The organism is Pseudomonas putida (assembly GCF_003228315.1).
Lineage (GTDB): Bacteria > Pseudomonadota > Gammaproteobacteria > Pseudomonadales > Pseudomonadaceae > Aquipseudomonas > Aquipseudomonas putida_S.
This window is the reverse complement of record NZ_CP029693.1, coordinates 4,715,691-4,733,373: the sequence shown is the minus strand read 5'-3', so window position 1 is coordinate 4,733,373 and position 17,683 is coordinate 4,715,691. Positions and strand designations below refer to the sequence as shown.

The following is a 17,683-nucleotide window of genomic DNA, read 5'->3' as shown; positions in this document are numbered from 1 at the left end:
AACGAGGCTCCAGCCTCGACTTCGCGCCATCCTAACGCGCCCGCGCCGTTTGATGCAGCCTCTTTCCCGTCAGCGGGATAGACGGTGAAGGCGAAACCCACTCTAATTAGCTTAGTGGCGAACTGATTGCGTCGTTGAGAGTCGAAGCGGGTAACTTTTTGCCTTTCCCTGTTTTATGAAGGACACCCATGTCGCTTTTTAAAATGGCCTCCGCGGCCGCTATCGCCCTGACCCTGGGTGCCTGCCAGAGCCTGTTCCAACCCAACTATCGTGTGCCGCTGGAGACAACCCGTGACGCCAGCGAACAGCTCAAGCCAGGTTGCGCGAACCAGGACTGCCCGCTGGTGAACATCGACACTGTGCACTTTCCCACCGAGCCTGCGCTGGACGGCATCATCGAAAAACGCCTGCTGCAAATGACCCGCACCTCCCCCGACAGCCCGGCCGCGCCAACGCTGGCCGCTTACCGCGAGCAGTTCTTGCGCAACGCAGGTCCCCGCAACAGCAGCTATCTGCAATCGAAGGTACGCGAGCAGCATGACGGCTTGGTGATCGTCGAATTGTCCAGCTACCTGGACACCGGTGGTGCCCATGGCATGCCGGGTCGAGGCTTCATCAACTATTCACGCCAGGAACACCGGGTGCTGACGCTGTCGGACATGCTGGTGCCGGGGCAGGAAGAAGCGTTCTGGAAAGCCGCGCAGGTCGCCCACAACAGCTGGCTGATCAGCACCAAGCTCGATCAGGAACCGGAGTTCGTCAAGAACTGGCCGTTCCAGAAAACCCAGAACGTGGCGCTGACCTATGGCGGGGTGATCCTCAAGTACGACACCACCACCATCGCGCCTTACGCGCTGGGCCATGTCGAACTGAAGATCCCCTACCCTCGCCTCAATGGCATTCTCAAGCCCGAGCTGTTTCCCGGCCGTAGCTGAAGGTACGACCCAGCACCAGTTGCAACAGCCCTGCCAGGACCAGCGCCGGCAGGGTTGCACCGACGTCCGGGTACAGGTTGGCCAACAGATGATAGGTGCTGATCCCGCCCAGCCAGGCGAGCAGCGCCGGCCAGCGCAATGCGGCTGACGCCACCTGGCCACTGCGCTTGCGCAGGATGAAGTGATCCACCAGCACCACGCCGAACAGCGGCGCAAACACCGAACCGATCAACAGCAGGAAGTTCTGGTACTGAGCCAAAGGCGCCAGCAAAGCGATCAAGGTGCAGACCACGCCAATCGCCAGCGCCAGGTGCTCGACCTTCATGCGCAACAGAATCCCGCTGGACACCGCCGCCGAGTGAATATCGGCAAAGGCGTTTTCCGACTCATCGAGCAGAATCAGCAGCAGCGGAATCCCGAGGCCCGCACCGGCCAGGGCCAACAGCAAGGCATTGACTTCACCACTCGGCGCGAACGCCAGGGTGTAGGCCACACCCAGGCTCATCAGCCAGAAATTGCCGATAAAGAAGCCGATGGCGGTGCCACCGAAGACGTTTTTCGCGCGCTTGCCGAAACGCGAGTAGTCGGCAATCAGCGGTAGCCACGACAGCGGCATGGCGATGGCGATGTCGAAACCCACGGCGAACGGCATCGAGCCGTCACCGGCCTGGGCCCACAACGCGGCCAGGTCAGCCTTGGCAAACAGGTTCCAGGTCAGCCAGGTGCAGGCGGCCAACAGCAGCCAGATGCCCCACTTGCGCAGGATCTGCCGCACGAACGTCAACGGACCGCTGACGGCGAGCAGGGTCGCCAATGCACCGAAGAACAACGTCCACAGCATTGGATTGGACAGCAGACTGCCTTCGCTGAAGGCACGGGCGCCCAACAGACTGGCGGCGTCGCGCATGACGATGATTTCGAACGAGCCCCAACCGATCAGTTGCAGCAGGTTCAGCACCGCCGGCAGGCTCGCGCCCTTGGCACCGAGGCTGAGCTTGAGCGCGGCCATCGACGACAGGCCGGTGTCGCTGCCGATCACGCCGACCGCGGCCAGCAACAGAACGCCGACCAGCGTGCCGAGGAAAATCGCCAGCAACGATCCGGACAGGCCAAGGCCGGGTGCGAGCAAGGCACCGGTCTGCAGGACCATCAGGCCGATGCCAAGGGAGAACCACAGGGAAAACAGATCGCGGCCGCCGAACACACGTTTTTCGGTTGGCACTGCGATATCGGGTGAATACGTGCTGGGTTGAATGCTCAAGGGTGTTATCTCAGAGGGACATTTGTTGTTGTGTAGATCGCCTTCGCGAGCAGGCTCGCTCCCACAGGAGATTGCATTCCCATGTGGGAGCGAGCCTGCTCGCGAAGAGGCCCTTTCAGGCCCCGCCTTTTCAGGTCAGATCAAACTTTCTGGTACAGCTGACTGCCTTCCTGCTTGAAGCGCTCGGCCTGTTCGGCCATGCCCTGGGCGACGTCCACGTCCACCGCTTCGATCCGCTGGTTGGCCGCGTACTCACGCACTTCCTGGGTGATTTTCATCGAGCAGAATTTCGGCCCGCACATGGAACAGAAGTGCGCGACCTTGGCCGAATCCTTCGGCAGGGTTTCATCGTGATACGAACGGGCGGTGTCCGGATCCAGGCCCAGGTTGAACTGGTCTTCCCAACGGAATTCGAAGCGCGCCTTGCTCAGGGCATTGTCGCGGATCTGCGCGCCCGGATGCCCTTTGGCCAGATCGGCGGCATGGGCGGCGATCTTGTAGGTGATGATCCCGGTCTTCACGTCATCCTTGTTCGGCAAGCCCAGGTGTTCCTTCGGCGTCACGTAGCAGAGCATGGCGCAACCGAACCAGCCGATCATTGCCGCACCGATGCCGGAGGTGATGTGGTCGTAGCCCGGCGCAATGTCGGTCGTCAGTGGGCCGAGGGTGTAGAACGGCGCTTCGTCGCAGCACTCCAGCTGCTTGTCCATGTTCTCCTTGATCAACTGCATCGGCACGTGGCCCGGGCCTTCGATCATGCACTGCACATCATGCTTCCAGGCAATCTTGGTCAGCTCGCCGAGGGTCTCCAGCTCGCCGAACTGCGCTTCGTCGTTGGCATCGGCAATCGATCCCGGACGCAGGCCATCGCCCAGCGAGAAGCTGACGTCATAGGCCTTCATGATTTCGCAGATGTCTTCGAAATGGGTGTAGAGGAAGTTTTCCTTGTGATGCGCCAGGCACCACTTGGCCATGATCGAACCACCTCGGGAAACGATGCCGGTCACGCGCTTGGCGGTCATCGGTACGTAGCGCAGCAATACGCCGGCGTGGATGGTGAAATAGTCGACGCCCTGCTCGGCCTGTTCGATCAACGTGTCGCGGAACAGCTCCCAGGTCAGATCCTCGGCGACGCCATTAACCTTTTCCAGGGCCTGGTAGATCGGCACAGTGCCAATCGGCACCGGCGAGTTGCGGATGATCCACTCGCGGGTTTCGTGAATGTGCTTGCCGGTGGACAGGTCCATGACCGTGTCCGAACCCCAGCGAATGCCCCAGGTCAGTTTCGCCACTTCTTCTTCGATGGACGAACCCAGGGCGCTGTTGCCGATGTTGCCGTTGATCTTCACCAGGAAGTTACGGCCGATGATCATCGGTTCCAGTTCGGTGTGGTTGATGTTGGCCGGAATGATCGCGCGGCCGCGGGCGATCTCGTCACGGACGAATTCGGGGGTGATGATTTTCGGCACGCTGGCGCCGAAGCTGTGACCGGCGTGTTGCTGATCCAGCAGGCCGGCGGCGCGGGCCACTTCCAGCTTCATGTTTTCGCGGATGGCGACGTATTCCATCTCGGCGGTGATGATGCCTTGGCGGGCGTAGTGCATCTGGGTGACGTTGGCGCCGGCCTTGGCGCGACGCGGGTTGTTGACGTGGGCAAACCGCAGCTTGGTCAGTTCCGGATCGGCGAGGCGTTCCTGGCCGAAATTCGAGCTCAGACCGCTCAGGCGTTCGGTGTCGCCACGGGCTTCGATCCATGGCGAACGCACGTCGGCCAGGCCTTTGCGCACGTCGATGATGACGTTGGGGTCGGTGTACGGGCCGGAAGTGTCGTAGACCGTGACCGGTGCGTTGACCTCGCCGCCGAAGTCGGTCGGCGTCACGTCGAGGCTGATTTCGCGCATCGGCACGAGGATGTCGGGACGGCTGCCCTGAACGTAGATTTTTTTCGAGCGGGTAAACGGCTGAACCGACTGCTGATCGACCTTGGCCGAGTCACTCAGGTTGGTGGCGATTTTTGCTTTTGTGGTCATCACAGGCTCTCCAGACAGCATCCAGGCAGTGGAATTTTGTCGGAGCGAACCTGTAACGAATGGACGCGACCCACCAGCGAATACATCCAGCCAATGGGTGCTGTGCTCAGTGCTCGAGGGGTGTTCGATTGTCGAACAACATCCCGGACGAAGCACAAGAGGACTCGCCGGGTGACGAGAAATCTTGTTCCCTACGCAGGCGCTAACCTGATCAGGTTCAACGGGATCCGAAATTATTCGATCTCAGCCTCATAGCAAGGCACCCCGACAAGAACGTGGCCAGTCTAGACATAACTGGCAAAGAACGCCAACACCGCGATAAACACCGTGATGAATGGCGCAATTACAGGATTGTTGCCAAACGTGTGCGCAACTACACTCGCAACGGCCCTGCCTTGCATTGACGCTGCAGGTGCCGCGCCTTAGCCTTGGCGCTCAAATTATCAGTGTAATTTTCTAGGGATCGCCGAATGCTGCGCAAACTCTCACTGGCCGTTGCCGTGTCTTGTGCGTCCAATGGAATGGCCTGGGCAGCAGAAGCGCCCTTATCGACCAAGACCGACCTGGTCAGCGTTTATCAGGAAGCGGTGGACAACAACGCCGACCTCGCGGCCGCCATTGCCCAATACGGCGCGCAGAAAGAAGTCGTGCCCCAGGCCCGCGCCGGCCTGCTGCCCAACCTGTCGGGCGGCGCCGATGTGACTGCCGTGCGCACCAAGCTCGATCAGCCTTCGGCCACCGCCAACCGTGACGCCCACTCGTACCAGGCCACCCTGGCGCAACCGCTGTTCCGCGCCGATCGCTGGTTCCAGTTCCAGGCGGCCAAGGACGTTAACGAGCAGGCTGCGCTGCAGCTTTCGGCGACTCAACAGAACCTGATCCTGCAAACCGCCGACACCTATTTCAACGTGCTGCGCAGTCAGGACAACCTGGCCTCGACCAAGGCCGAGGAAGCCGCGTTCAAGCGTCAGCTCGATCAGTCCAATGAACGCTTCGATGTCGGCCTGTCGGACAAGACCGACGTGCTGAACTCACAGGCCAGCTATGACACCGCGCGGGCCAACCGCATCGTGGCGCAGCGTCAGGTGGATGATGCGTTCGAAGCGTTGGTCACCCTGACCAACCGTCGCTACAACTCGATCCAGGGCATCAAGCACAGTCTGCCGATCCTGCCGCCCGCGCCGAACGACGCCAAGGCCTGGGTCGAAACGGCTGCTCAGCAGAACCTCAATCTGTTGGCCAGCAATTACGCGGTCAGCGCCGCCGAGCAAACCCTCAAGCAACGCAAGGCCGGGCATGCGCCGACGGTCGATGCGGTGGCCAAATACGAGAAGGGCGACAACGACGCACTGGGCTTCAGTAACCCCAATGGCTTCCCGGTACCGTACGGTGGTCCCGTCGAGCAAACGTCGGTGGGGCTGCAACTGAACATTCCGATCTACAGCGGTGGCCTGATCAATTCCCAGGTGCGTCAGTCGTATGCCCAACTGGATCAGACCGAGCAGCAACGCGAATCCCTGCGCCGGTCCATCGTGGAAAACACCCGCGACCTGCACCGCGCGGTGAATACCGACGTCGAACAGGTCCAGGCGCGCAAGCAGTCGATCATCTCCAACCAGAGCGCGGTGGAAGCGACCGAGATCGGCTACCAGGTGGGGACACGAAACATTGTCGACGTGCTGGATGCGCAGCGTTCGCTGTACACCTCCGTGCGGGACTACAACAACACCCGCTACGACTACATCCTCGACAATCTGAAATTGAAACAACAAGCCGGGACGTTGAACCCTGGGGATCTGCAGGATCTGGCGCGCTGGCTCAAGCCCGATTACAACCCGGACAAGGACTTCCTGCCGCCGGACCTGGCCAAGGCTGCGGCTGAGCAGCTCAAAGCCAGACCTTAAGAAAAACCTGTAGGAGCAAAGCTTGCTCGCGATAGCGATCTCAAGGACGCCATCGCGGGCAAGCCTTGCTCCTACAGGATTTGTGTACGCCGCCAATCCCTACCGCTCGATCAACCGCCCCAACCCATCCAGCAACCGCTGCAACGCGCCCTGATTGGTACGCATCACCTTCAGCCCCGCCTCCGCCATCCGCTGTGCATCGCGCGGTAACTCGAACAGACGCTGCACCGCCAGGGCCAACCCCTCGGCATCTTCCACCTCCTGCAACGCCCCGGCGCTGCGTAACTGCGCGGCAATTTCGAGGAAGTTGAACAGGTGCGGACCTGCGAGCACCGGTTTGGCCAGCGCCGCCGGCTCCAGCAGGTTATGCCCGCCATTGGGCACCAGGCTGCCACCGACGAAGGCACTGTCGGCCAGCGCGTAGAGAAACAGCAGCTCGCCCATGGTGTCGCCCAGCAACACCGAAGTGCCGGCGGTAACCGGCTCGCCGCTGGAACGCCTGACCGTGGCAAACCCTTGCTGGCGGCACAATTCGAACACCGGATTGAAGCGCTCGGGATGGCGCGGCACCAGGATCAGCAAGGCATCGGGATGGCTCGCCAGCAGCCGACGATGGGCCGCCAGCACCACCTCGTCTTCGCCGTCGTGGGTACTGGCGGCGATCCACACCGGGCGCTCTTGCGCCTGCCATTGCCCACGCAGCTCGGCGGCACGCTGCAACAATTGCGGGTCGATGGTCAGATCAAACTTGATCGAACCGGTGACTTCCACGGTTTCCGTCCGCGCGCCCAAGTCACGGAATCGCTGCGCCTCGGCTTCGGTCTGCACCGCGAACAAGCTCATTTCGGCGAGCATCGGTCCGGTCAATTTAGCGAAGCGGCCATAGCCCCTGGCCGAGCGTTCCGACAGTCGTGCATTGGCCAGGGCCACGGGAATCCCGCGTTTGGCGCACTGGTGGATGTGGTTGGGCCACAGCTCGGTTTCCATGATCACCGCGAGTTTAGGCCGGACCCGGTCGAGGAAACGTTTCGCCGCGCACGGCAAGTCATAAGGCAGATAGCAGTGCTGGATGCGCGGCTCATTGGCGAACAGCGCCTGGATGCGCTCCGAACCGGTCGGGGTCATGCAGGTGACGGTGATCGGCAGCTGTGGATAACGTTGCAACAGGGCGCGAATCATAGGCGCGGCGGCAATGCTCTCGCCCACCGACACCGCATGCACCCAAATGCCACCGGGGTTCATCACCGGCATCCCGTAGGAGAAGCGCTCACCGATGCGTTTGGCATAGGCCGGCGCCTTGCGCGCCCGCAGCCACAGTCGAATCGCCACCAATGGCAGCCCCAGGTAAAACAGCACGGTGTAGAGAGTTCTATTCATGGCGGCGGAGTTTATCGGTTTTTTCGCCGATCGCCTGCAAATGCACGGCAAAACGTTCGGCCAGCCAGCGCGCTGCGGGACCCAGTGGCTCATCGCGACGCCAGACCAGTTCCACCACCAGTGCCGGCGGCGTCCACTCGCTGTTCAACTCGACCATCTGGTCCTGATAGGTCGGGTATTGCACCACATGACGCGGCAGCCAGGCCCAGCCCAGGCCACGCACCAGCCATTCGGCCATGACGTAAAAACTGTCCGCCCGCCAGACTTCCGGACTGGCCGGCTCGCTGCCGGGATAAATGCTCGATTGGGTCGACATCAGCAATTGACGATGCTGGGCCAGTTGCTGGCAATTGACCTGCGCCTGTTTCGCCAACGGATGACCGGCGCCGCAGACCGTGACCATTTCCACACTGCCGAGCACTCGTCGCTCCAGGGCTTCCGGGATCTGGTCGTGAAAGAACAGCAAGCCCAGATCGGCACGGCGCTCCACCAGTTTGCGCGCCACTTCGCCCTGGGCGGCGCTGGTCAATTGCACTTCAAGACTCGGAAAGCGCTCGGCCAGCGCCTCGAAGCTTTCGATGATTGGCTGATAAGGCATCGCCTCGTCCTGGGCCAGCCGCAGGCGCGCCTCTTGCCCGCGCATCATCGCCAGTGCACGGCCATTGAGGCGCTCGCACTGACGCAGCACTTCCCGGGCTTCTTCCAGTAGGGCCGTGCCGGCTTCGGTGAGTTTCGGCTGGCGGCCACTGCTGCGGTCGAACAGACTCACCCCCAGATCCTCCTCCAGCAGCGCGATCGCACTGCTGACCGCTGACTGCGCCTTGCGCTGCTCCCGCGCCACAGCGGAAAACGAACGCTGCTCCGCTACGCTCACAAACAAGCGCAGCTGCTCCAGATTCCATTGAATGTTCATGATCAACCCATCTTCAGAACAGATAGGTAATGACTTTACCGCATCTGGAGAATCTCTAGAATGCCGACCTCAGAGAGCAACACTTCACACGAGGATTGAACCATGACCGCTTACTACTACCTGGCCATAGCCATCTGCGCCGAAGTGATTGCCACTGTTTCGATGAAAGCCGTCAAAGGCATCAGCACCCCGCTGCCGTTGATTCTGGTCATTCTCGGGTATGGCATTGCCTTCTGGATGCTCACCCTGGTGGTGCGCAGCGTACCCGTGGGCGTGGCTTACGCCGTGTGGGCCGGCATGGGCATCGTGATGGTCAGCGTTGCCGCGCTGTTTCTGTATGGGCAGAAGCTGGATGTGCCGGCGGTTCTGGGGATGGGGTTAATTGTGCTGGGGGTTGTTGTCATCCAACTGTTCTCCAAAACTGCCGGCCACTAATACCCAGGCACCATCCCTTGTGGGAGCGAGCCTGCTCGCGATGACGGTATTGGCTTCAACATCAATGTTGACTGACTTATCGCTATCGCGAGCAAGCTCGCTCCCACAGGTGCAGCAGCCCCTCCAATCTTCGAGTCTGTATACTGCGCCCTTGTCTTGAACACTCGAGGTCGCCGCATGCCATCCGTTATTTCCACCGACGTTCTGATTGTCGGCGCTGGTGTCGCCGGCCTCTGGCTGAATGCGCGTCTGCGCCGCCAGGGCTTTTCGACCGTACTGGTGGAAAACGCCACCCTGGGCGGCGGGCAGAGCATCAAGTCCCAGGGCATCATTCACGGCGGTGCCAAGTACGCACTGCACGGCGCCCTCACCGGCGCCTCGGAAGCCATCGCCGACATGCCTCGCCGCTGGCGTGAGGCCATGGCCGGCAACGGCGAGCTGGATCTGTCCGGCGTGCGCCTGCTGTCCGAAGCCCATTACCTGTGGTCCCCCGGCACTATCGCCGGCAATCTCACCAGCTTCTTCGCCAGCAAGGCCGTGCGCGGACGCGTCGATCAGGTCAAGGGCGATCAACTGCCTCCTGCCCTGCAAGACAAGCGTTTCAAGGGCAAGGTCTATCGCCTGGCCGAGTTGGTGATCGACGTGCCAAGCCTGATCCAGCGCCTGGCCGATCTGGCGGGCGATGGCTTGCTCGCCGGTCAGAAGATCGAACCGCTGCTGGACAGTGGCGTACTGGTCGGGCTCAAGATCGACGAGCGAGAAATTCGCGCGCAACGCATCGTCCTGAGTGCTGGCGCCGGCACGGCATCCCTGCTTGAAGCCCTCGGTCTGACCCACCCGGCCATGCAGCGCCGCCCACTGCACATGATCATCGCCAAGGGCCCGGGCCTCAAACCGCTGTACGCCCACTGCCTGGGTGGCGGCACCAAGCCGCGCCTCACCGTAACGACCCATCCGGCCGCCGATGGTCAGTGGGTCTGGTACATGGGGGGTGATATCGCCGAAACCGACGGCGTGAACCGCGAGCCCGCCGAGCAGATCGCCACTGCGCAGAAAGAACTCGGCCAGCTATTGCCGTGGATCGACCTCAGCACCGCGCAATGGGCCACCTTGCGTGTGGATCGCGCCGAGCCGCTGCAATCGGGGCTGACCCGCCCCGACAACGCCTTCCTCGCCGAAGAGGGCCGACTGCTGGTGGGCTGGCCCACCAAACTGGCGCTGGCACCGGACTTTGCCGACCGGGTAATCGCCAGCCTTGAACGCGACGGCATCCAACCCGGCCCCGTAACCGAGCTGCCACCCCTGCCTAAACCACCGATGGGCGTCCCGGCCTGGGAGCAACTGCTGCCATGAGCCAGGCGACCCTGCACGACCTGCATCGCCCCTTGGGCAGCACCGGCCTTCTGGTTTCGCCGCTGGGCCTGGGCACGGTGAAGCTTGGCCGCGACCAAGGGGTGAAGTACCCCAATGGCTTCAAGATCCCCGACGATGATGAAGCGCGGATGCTGCTCAAGCTCACCCGCGACCTGGGCATCAACCTGATCGACACCGCACCGGCCTATGGTCGCAGCGAAGAACGCCTCGGCCCACTGCTGCGCGGGCAGCGTCAGGACTGGGTGATTGTCAGCAAGGTCGGCGAAGAGTTTGCCGACGGTCAATCCCGCCACGACTTCAACGCCGCCCACACCCGACTGTCAGTGGAGCGCAGCCTGCAACGCCTGGAGACAGACTTCATCGATCTGGTGCTGGTGCACTCCGACGGCAACGACATGGCGATCCTCAACGACTGCGAGGTTTACGCAACCCTCGCTGCGCTCAAGGCCGAAGGCAAGATTCGTGGTTTCGGCTTTTCCGGCAAGACCGTCGAAGGCGGGTTGAAGGCCCTGGAGCAAGGTGACTGCGCGATGGTTACCTACAATCTGAACGATCAAAACGAAAAGCCCGTCATTGACTATGCTGCTGCACACGGCAAAGCCATTCTGGTAAAAAAAGCCCTCGCCAGCGGCCATGTTTGTTTAAGTCCGGGCGTGGACCCGGTGCGCGCGAGTTTCGAATTGTTGTTCGAACATCCGGGCGTTGCCAGTGCTATTGTCGGGACCATCAATCCGCTGCACCTCGCCCATAATGTCTCGACCGTAGCCCAGGTCCTACGTAGCCACTGACGCCGCCCTGCGCGGCCTGAAGCAGGAGCCGACATGCCGCGTACGCTCATCAGAAAGAACCCGAGCAACTTCAAGACCCTGCCGCTATTCGTCGAAGCGACTCCCGAAGGCCTGAGTTACCAGAGCGTCGGGAGGCCGCTGAATTTCTCCCAGATCCTGCAGCGTCGTCGCCCGGTGACGGTTGCCGACAACCAGCGCTTTGCCCTCGAACTGGCCAACCTCGGGGTGTCGGTGCGACTGACCCTGCATTGGCAGAATCGCGATTACTGGGTGCTGGTTCGCCAGCGTCGGCAGGACCGTGGCGATGTGGTGCTCAAGCTGATCTCCGGGTACGTGCCGGCCCATGAACTGAACCTGCCGCTGCATACGGCCATTCAGGAGATCGCCGAAGAATGCCTGCTGGAAACGCCGGAAGGCTGGCTCAACGGTCGCTTCAACGACACCTGGTTGCCAGCGCCCTATTCGTCGGCGCTGCACTACCGCGAAGCGCTACCCTTTCGCCTCTCGCCGCTGTCGGGATCGGCACGCCCGGTTCGTTGCGCCAACCTGCAGTTGATCGAACGCCCGCGGGCCTATGTGCACCTGCCCACGGCCTCCTTGCAACTGATCTACGATTTGCGCCTGGACGTGCCGAGGGAAGCCAAGTCCCTGAGCCTGTTCCATGTCGACGAGCGCCTGGAGGGCGATCAACTGGTGGCCCGCCTGGATCGCAAGCGCCCTGACCTGTACCTGATGCCCTTGCAGGACGGCCATCCTCTGGCCGAGCTCTACACCTTGAGGAAGGATCAACTGTACCCGGCGAGCACCCGCGGGCTGTACCTGGCCGAAAGCTTTGCCCGGCAGGAAGGCTGGCTGGTCAAGGAGGAGCGGATTCGCTGGAAGGATTGGGTACGACAGCAGGGTTTGACGCCGCCGGGGAAAAATTCGGGGCTGGCGTTGCTGGGTGGGAAGGCGAAACAGTTGTTGAAGAAGATGGTGCCACGAAAGAAAGTCAGTTCTTAATTAAGAACTCAGCCTCTGCAGGAGCGAGCATGCTCGCGAAGAACATCTTCGGCACCGCATTTCACCTGAATGAATGCGGTGCGATTGAGTTCATCGCGAGCATGCTCGCTCCTGCATGTACAGGGTGTCACTCGGACTTGCGGATCTTCTCGACGATGGCCGTGGTGGAGCTGTTCTCGACCAGACCCAACACTTTCACCGTGCCGCCGTAAGCCTTCACGATGTCCGCGCCGACCACCTGGTCGATCCCGTAGTCCCCGCCCTTGACCAGCACATCGGGCTTGACCTCGCGCAGCAGGTTTTCCGGGGTGCCTTCGGGGAAGCTGATCACCCAGTCCACCGCCCCCAGCCCTGCCAGCACGGCCATGCGTCGGTCGACACTGTTGATCGGGCGTCCCGGTCCTTTCAGGCGGGTGACCGACGCATCGTCATTGATCGCCACGATCAAGCGATCGCCCTGTGCCCGCGCCTGCTCGAGGTAGGTCACGTGCCCGGCATGCAGAATGTCGAAGCAGCCGTTGGTGAAGACGATTCGCTCGTTGTGCGCACGGGCATCGTCGACCGCCAGCAGCAGCTGTTCGAGCCCCAGCACACCGCGCTCGGAACCTTCTTCGCGCTGAATGGCACGGCGCAATTCCGGCGCGCTGATCGCGGCCGTACCGAGCTTGCCGACCACGATGCCGGCCGCCAGGTTGGCCAGGCCGACCGCGTGAGGCAACTCCTCGCCTGCGGCAATCGCTGCGGCCAGGGTGGAAATTACCGTGTCACCGGCACCGGTCACGTCGAACACTTCACGGGCACGAGCCGGCAGGTGCAATGCCGGATGATCCGGACGCAGCAGGGTCATGCCGTGCTCGCCACGGGTCACCAGCAAGGCACCGAGCTCCAGGTCGTGCATCAACTGCGCGCCCTTGTTCACCAATTCGTGCTCATCGGCACAACGACCGACGATGGTTTCGAACTCGCTGAGGTTCGGCGTGATCAGACTCGCACCCCGATAGATGGAAAAATCCTTGCCCTTGGGGTCGGCCAATACCGGAATGCCACGGGCACGGGCGGCCTGGATCAGGACCTGATGATTTTTCAACGCGCCTTTGCCGTAGTCGGACAACACCAGCACCTTGATGCCTTCAAGCAGATCGTCGACCTGGTTCGCCAGCTCGATCGCATCGGTGGCGAAGGGTTCTTCGAAGTCGATTCGCAGCAATTGCTGGTGACGGCTCATGACCCGCAGCTTGACGATGGTCGGCTGGTGCGCAACGCGCTGGAACAGCGCCCGTACACCGGCACCCTTGAGGCTATTGGCAAGACTATCGGCGGCTTCATCGTCGCCGGTGACACCCACCAGCGAGGCCGGCGCGCCAAGGGCGGCAATGTTCAACGCAACGTTGGCGGCACCGCCGGGGCGGTCCTCGATGTGATCGACCTTGACGACCGGTACGGGTGCCTCAGGGGAAATCCGTGAGGTACCACCATGCCAGTAACGGTCGAGCATGACATCGCCGACCACCAAGACAGGGGCTTGATCGAATCGCGGCATGGACAACTTCATGGAGCAACCCACATACAAAATGAACAGGGGCGCGATATTAGCACAGGGTAGGCATTGGCTAGTGTGACGGCTGCAACGGGAGGGTATGGCTTGAGTTTCTGCTCATTATTTGAGCAGAAAAGCCACTGAGCTCGGTATCGCAGGCCTCTCATTCATACCCGAGCATCTCGTAGTCGCGCTGGTAGGCACGCCGGATCAGGCGACGGGTACGCAGGGTGCAAAAATCACGGGCGGCCACTGAACGACGTTGTTGCGAGCCATTGACGTGGGGCAACACCGCCCCCAGCTCCAACTGTTCGCAGACCAGATTGAAATCTCGTCGCAGATGCTCCTGGTAGCCGACGAAATCGAGAGCCAGATGCCCCATGGTGTCAGTCAGGAAGTCTGTCTGCGGAGCAAAATGCAGCTGCCGCTGGATCGTCTCGGGGTGCAGCCAGCGGCCGACAAAATCGTCGAAGTCACGGTACTGCCTGACCAGCCTTTGAGCAGGATGGTCCCGCAGGCTCAGGGCATTGCCTCGCAGGTAGGCGTAGGCCGAATACGCCCTTTCCAGCGGATCGCGGACGAAGGCGAACTTGAAACTGCTGGAAAACTGCTCGGGAAACTGTTGTTCGTACCAATACAGCGGCAAGTGACCCGGGGTCCAGCCATCGAACAATGCGACACAGACACTGCTGCCGGCGCATTTTGGAACGTGGATAAACAAGCAGGAGCGCTGTTTGAAGGGCCGGGGGAAACGCACATTCGCCGACATCGACTTGTTCACTACCTGCCGATCCACCACTGACAATCGGCCCAACAGGAATTGCCGTTGCGTCTTGGGCAGCAGCTTCCAGAGATAACGTTGCAACATTCCAGCACCCGCGCGAAAGGGTTGGCCCTCTCGATTGAAGTCAAAGTTCGTTCAGGAACCTTAACAAGAGCACTGCGCAGATTTATTCAGGTTTAGTCAGCATGCGTAAGGATCTGGATACAAATCCCCAGGCGCATTGCGCGTCTGGGACTTAACAGGGTGAGCCAGGCCCACCCTGTAATCGGTGATCAGGCGATGTCTTGCGCCGGAGCATCCAGCCCCATTGCATGCAGGCGCGAGTAGTAGCCGTTTTGCGCCAACAACTGTGCGTGGGAGCCTCGTTCGACGATCTGACCCTGGTCCATCACCAGAATCAGGTCGGCCTTTTCGATAGTCGACAAACGGTGGGCGATGACCAGCGTGGTACGCCCCTTCATGACCTGGTCCAGTGCTGCCTGGATGTGACGCTCGGACTCGGTATCCAGTGCCGAGGTGGCCTCATCCAGAATCAAAAGCGGTGCATTCTTCAAGAGAGCCCGGGCAATGGCCAGGCGCTGACGCTGGCCACCGGACAGCAGCACGCCGTTTTCCCCAACCTGAGTATCGAGGCCGTCGGGCATTTGCGAAATGAAGTCCATCGCGTAGGCATCGGTGGCGGCTTTTTCGATGTCGGCGCGCGGTGCGCCAGCCAGGTCACCGTAGGCGATGTTATTGGCGATGGTGTCGTTGAACAGGGTCACATGCTGCGTGACCTGTGCCACGTGCCGGCGCAGATTGCGCAGTCGATAATCTTCGATTTCGACGTCGTCGAGCATGATTTCGCCAATATCGTGATGATAGAAACGCGGAATCAGGCTGGCCAGGGTCGACTTGCCGCTACCCGAGCGACCGACCAGGGCAATCATTTGCCCCGGCGACGCCGAGAAGCTGATGTTCTTCAGAACCTCGCGATCGGTTCCAGGGTAGGAGAAGCTCAGGTTGCGAACTTCCAGATGGCCGTTGATACGCTCACGCTCGACGGTACCGTTGTCGATTTCGGGCTCGACGTCCAGCTGCTCGAAAATGCTCTCGGCACCGGCAACGCCTCTCTGAATGGTCGAACTGACTTCCGACAACTGCCGAATCGGCTTGGGCAGCAAGCCAGCGGCGGTGATGTAGGCCACCAGATCACCGGCGGTGGCATCACCGCGCAGGAACAGCACCAGGAACATCAACACGGCCATCGCGGTATAGATCACCAACTGCAGCATGGGTGTATAGACCGCACCGGTCTTGGTCATGCGCAGTTGCTTGTCGGTATTACCTTGGCTGGCGGCGGCAAAACGCTGCTTTTCATAGCTCTCGCCGCCGAAACTGCGCACCACGCGATAGCCCTGGATGGTCTCGGAAGCGACATGCGTCACGTCGCCCATGGCCACTTGAATCTTCTTGCTCTGCTTGCGGAATTTCTTGCTGGTTTTGCCCACCATCAAAGCGATCAACGGCAGGATTGCCAGCATCACCAGGGTCAGCTTCCAGTTCATCCACACCAGATAGACGAACAGGAATACGACGGTCAGACCTTCGCGGAACACTACCTTGATGGCGTCCGTTGCTGCACCGGTCACCATGGTCACGTTGAAGGTGATACGCGAGATCAAGTGCCCGGAATTGTGGGTATCGAAATAGCGATTGGGCAGTACCAGCAGCTTGTTGAACAACTCGACACGCAGGTCATGAACCAGTCCCAGCGAAACCTTCGCCAGGTAATAGTTGCCCAGGAACGAACCCAGGCCCTGCCATGCAGCGATCAGGATGATCAGCAAGGGCACGGCCATCAGCAGCTGCAAGTCTTTCAGATAAGGGACGTTCGGGAAGAGCGCCGCTTCAGGGTTGCTCAAGCCATCGACGAAATACTTGAGAATCCCGGCCAGCATCGGCTGCGTGGAAGCAAAAATGACGAAACCCACGATACTCAGCAGGAAAAGGCCAACATAGGGTTTTACATACCCCAACAGCCGAAGATAGATTTTCAGGCTGGAATCCTGTCCCGCGTCAGGCGGTGCATCACTCATCGTAGGGCTCACTGATTAGGAAGAACGCGAAATTTTATCACAAGCACCGGGGTTAACCCGTGCCCATACCAAAACACTGGCCAGGCCAATGGGCAGCCAGCTGATGAACCACTCGGCTCTCGGCGTGCCACTCATGCTGGCGGCGTCGAACTGCATGGCCAGGGTTGAAAACAGCCAGATGCCAATGATTCCCTTGCCGTACAGTGTCTCCCGGGCCTTCCAGGCCTCGCGCAGTACACCAAGCCAAACCCCGCACCACAATAGCAAGCCCGGTATGCCGAGCAGGATGGTGATATGGGAGAACAGGTTATGCGCATGATCGAAGGACTCACCCGCGGCGAACACCCTGTAATTACTGCCCAGTCCCAAGCCACCCCAAGGGTGCTCCGCGATCATGTGCAGGCTGGCCATCAGGATCTGCGGGCGATAGGACACCCCGCGCGCCATGACAAAGGATTCAAAAAACCAGAAAGCCAGGAAAGCCACGATCAATGCGGCCGCGGCGACCACACGACTGCGGTGGTCGCGGCACCATAGCGGCATGGCAAGTACCGTGAAAAACAGTGCCAGGCCAGCGCCACGGCTCTGGCTGAGCAATACAAATGCACCAAGCACCGCCAAAGCTACCGCCCAGACCGCTTGCAGCAAGCCGGTGCGGGGTGACCAAAGTAAAAGCCACACCGCCGAAAGTCCGATGACATACCCCCCAAGAATCGGATGCGACAACTCGCCCAGGCCTTCTGCCCGCGTGCTCCAGGCGTTGCCTATCATCACGTAGAACTTGACGATGGCGACGACCGTTGCCGCCGCCAATCCAATCCCCCCCCACTGCATGATGCGAATCACGCGATCGGGCCGAGCATTGGCGAAAACCGGAAAGAACAACAGGAACACGACGATGTACAACAAACGCTTGGGTTCACGAGTCAAATCCTGCTCGGTGGACCATGCAAGACTGATGAGTGCCCACACCAGCAGCCCGAGAAGTGGCAAATAGATCGAGCGCTGCTCGTAGATCACTTCCTTCACACGGGCCCGCGCAGACCAGGCGAACACCAGGGCCGGCACCCAGAGGAATACAGCCAACCCCTGTTGATAGATTTTATTGGTAGGTGCAACAGCGATAGCCAACAGGAACCACAGCAACCCTATCGACATCCATGTCTGCGCCCAGCGTTTTTCGTGCATCAAATTGCTCCTGAAAGAGTTCACCTACCTGACTGGCATGGTTAAAGCTGAAACTTTTCGGCATCATTGCCCGTTAC

At 60.8% G+C, this 17,683-nt stretch carries 14 protein-coding genes and 1 riboswitch; of the genes, 6 read left to right on the top strand and 8 right to left on the bottom strand.

What is annotated here, in order from left to right:
- The first annotated feature begins 188 nt into the window (after positions 1 to 188).
- The gene (locus DKY63_RS22140) at positions 189 to 935 is read left to right on the top strand and encodes an RsiV family protein (protein WP_110966044.1); all 747 of its coding nucleotides are present in this window, start codon (positions 189 to 191) and stop codon (positions 933 to 935) included.
- On the opposite strand, the gene cytX is transcribed toward DKY63_RS22140, so the two are convergent.
- Together cytX and thiC are read right to left on the bottom strand one after the other, a co-directional pair.
- A complete protein-coding gene (gene cytX, locus DKY63_RS22135) occupies positions 904 to 2,196 on the bottom strand; it encodes a putative hydroxymethylpyrimidine transporter CytX (RefSeq protein WP_110966043.1) in 1,293 nt (430 codons plus the stop codon). The two genes, DKY63_RS22140 and cytX, sit on opposite strands and share 32 nt — an antisense overlap.
- A gap of 140 nt (positions 2,197 to 2,336) precedes the next feature.
- Positions 2,337 to 4,226, bottom strand: coding sequence for a phosphomethylpyrimidine synthase ThiC (thiC, locus tag DKY63_RS22130; protein ID WP_110966042.1), 1,890 nt, complete (start codon positions 4,224 to 4,226; stop codon positions 2,337 to 2,339).
- Positions 4,227 to 4,397: 171 nt separating this feature from the next.
- A riboswitch (TPP riboswitch) is annotated at positions 4,398 to 4,503 on the bottom strand.
- A gap of 193 nt (positions 4,504 to 4,696) precedes the next feature.
- On the opposite strand from thiC, the gene DKY63_RS22125 reads away from it, so the two are divergent.
- On the top strand, positions 4,697 to 6,130 hold the full coding sequence (locus tag DKY63_RS22125) for a TolC family outer membrane protein (RefSeq protein ID WP_110966041.1): 1,434 nt from the start codon (positions 4,697 to 4,699) through the stop codon (positions 6,128 to 6,130).
- A 99-nt stretch (positions 6,131 to 6,229) separates the two neighbouring features.
- Here DKY63_RS22125 and waaA read toward each other — a convergent pair whose 3' ends face one another.
- Entirely contained in the window at positions 6,230 to 7,507 is a 1,278-nt protein-coding gene (gene waaA, locus DKY63_RS22120; RefSeq protein ID WP_110966040.1) for a lipid IV(A) 3-deoxy-D-manno-octulosonic acid transferase, read from the bottom strand.
- Complete coding sequence (locus tag DKY63_RS22115) at positions 7,500 to 8,420, bottom strand: LysR family transcriptional regulator (RefSeq protein ID WP_110966039.1); 921 nt, start codon at positions 8,418 to 8,420, stop codon at positions 7,500 to 7,502. The genes waaA and DKY63_RS22115 overlap by 8 nt, the downstream gene beginning before the upstream one ends.
- Before the next feature lie 102 nt (positions 8,421 to 8,522).
- On the opposite strand from DKY63_RS22115, the gene DKY63_RS22110 reads away from it, so the two are divergent.
- The 4 genes from DKY63_RS22110 to DKY63_RS22090 all read left to right on the top strand — a co-directional run bounded on the left by DKY63_RS22110 (position 8,523) and on the right by DKY63_RS22090 (position 12,019).
- Positions 8,523 to 8,855, top strand: coding sequence for a DMT family transporter (locus DKY63_RS22110; RefSeq protein WP_110966038.1), 333 nt, complete (start codon positions 8,523 to 8,525; stop codon positions 8,853 to 8,855).
- 177 nt (positions 8,856 to 9,032) lie between these two features.
- Positions 9,033 to 10,208 carry an NAD(P)/FAD-dependent oxidoreductase gene (locus DKY63_RS22100; protein ID WP_110966036.1) on the top strand — a complete coding sequence of 392 codons (1,176 nt, stop codon included), beginning with the start codon at positions 9,033 to 9,035 and terminating at the stop codon, positions 10,206 to 10,208.
- Positions 10,205 to 11,017, top strand: coding sequence for an aldo/keto reductase (locus DKY63_RS22095; protein ID WP_110966035.1), 813 nt, complete (start codon positions 10,205 to 10,207; stop codon positions 11,015 to 11,017). Before DKY63_RS22100 ends, DKY63_RS22095 begins: the two co-directional genes overlap by 4 nt.
- 33 nt (positions 11,018 to 11,050) lie before the next feature.
- Positions 11,051 to 12,019: a metal ABC transporter ATPase gene (locus DKY63_RS22090; protein ID WP_110966034.1), complete on the top strand. Its 969-nt coding sequence runs from the start codon at positions 11,051 to 11,053 to the stop codon at positions 12,017 to 12,019.
- A 127-nt stretch (positions 12,020 to 12,146) separates the two neighbouring features.
- Here DKY63_RS22090 and hldE read toward each other — a convergent pair whose 3' ends face one another.
- The 4 genes from hldE to DKY63_RS22070 form a co-directional block, all read right to left on the bottom strand.
- Positions 12,147 to 13,571, bottom strand: a complete 1,425-nt coding sequence (gene hldE / locus DKY63_RS22085; RefSeq protein WP_110966033.1) for a bifunctional D-glycero-beta-D-manno-heptose-7-phosphate kinase/D-glycero-beta-D-manno-heptose 1-phosphate adenylyltransferase HldE — start codon at positions 13,569 to 13,571, stop codon at positions 12,147 to 12,149.
- A 148-nt stretch (positions 13,572 to 13,719) separates the two neighbouring features.
- Positions 13,720 to 14,424, bottom strand: a complete 705-nt coding sequence (locus DKY63_RS22080) for a sulfotransferase family 2 domain-containing protein (RefSeq protein WP_110966032.1) — start codon at positions 14,422 to 14,424, stop codon at positions 13,720 to 13,722.
- 188 nt (positions 14,425 to 14,612) lie between these two features.
- Positions 14,613 to 16,418, bottom strand: coding sequence for a lipid A export permease/ATP-binding protein MsbA (msbA, locus tag DKY63_RS22075; protein WP_110966031.1), 1,806 nt, complete (start codon positions 16,416 to 16,418; stop codon positions 14,613 to 14,615).
- Positions 16,419 to 16,433: 15 nt separating this feature from the next.
- Positions 16,434 to 17,606 carry an O-antigen ligase family protein gene (locus DKY63_RS22070; RefSeq protein ID WP_110966030.1) on the bottom strand — a complete coding sequence of 391 codons (1,173 nt, stop codon included), beginning with the start codon at positions 17,604 to 17,606 and terminating at the stop codon, positions 16,434 to 16,436.
- Between the last annotated feature and the right edge of the window lie 77 nt (positions 17,607 to 17,683).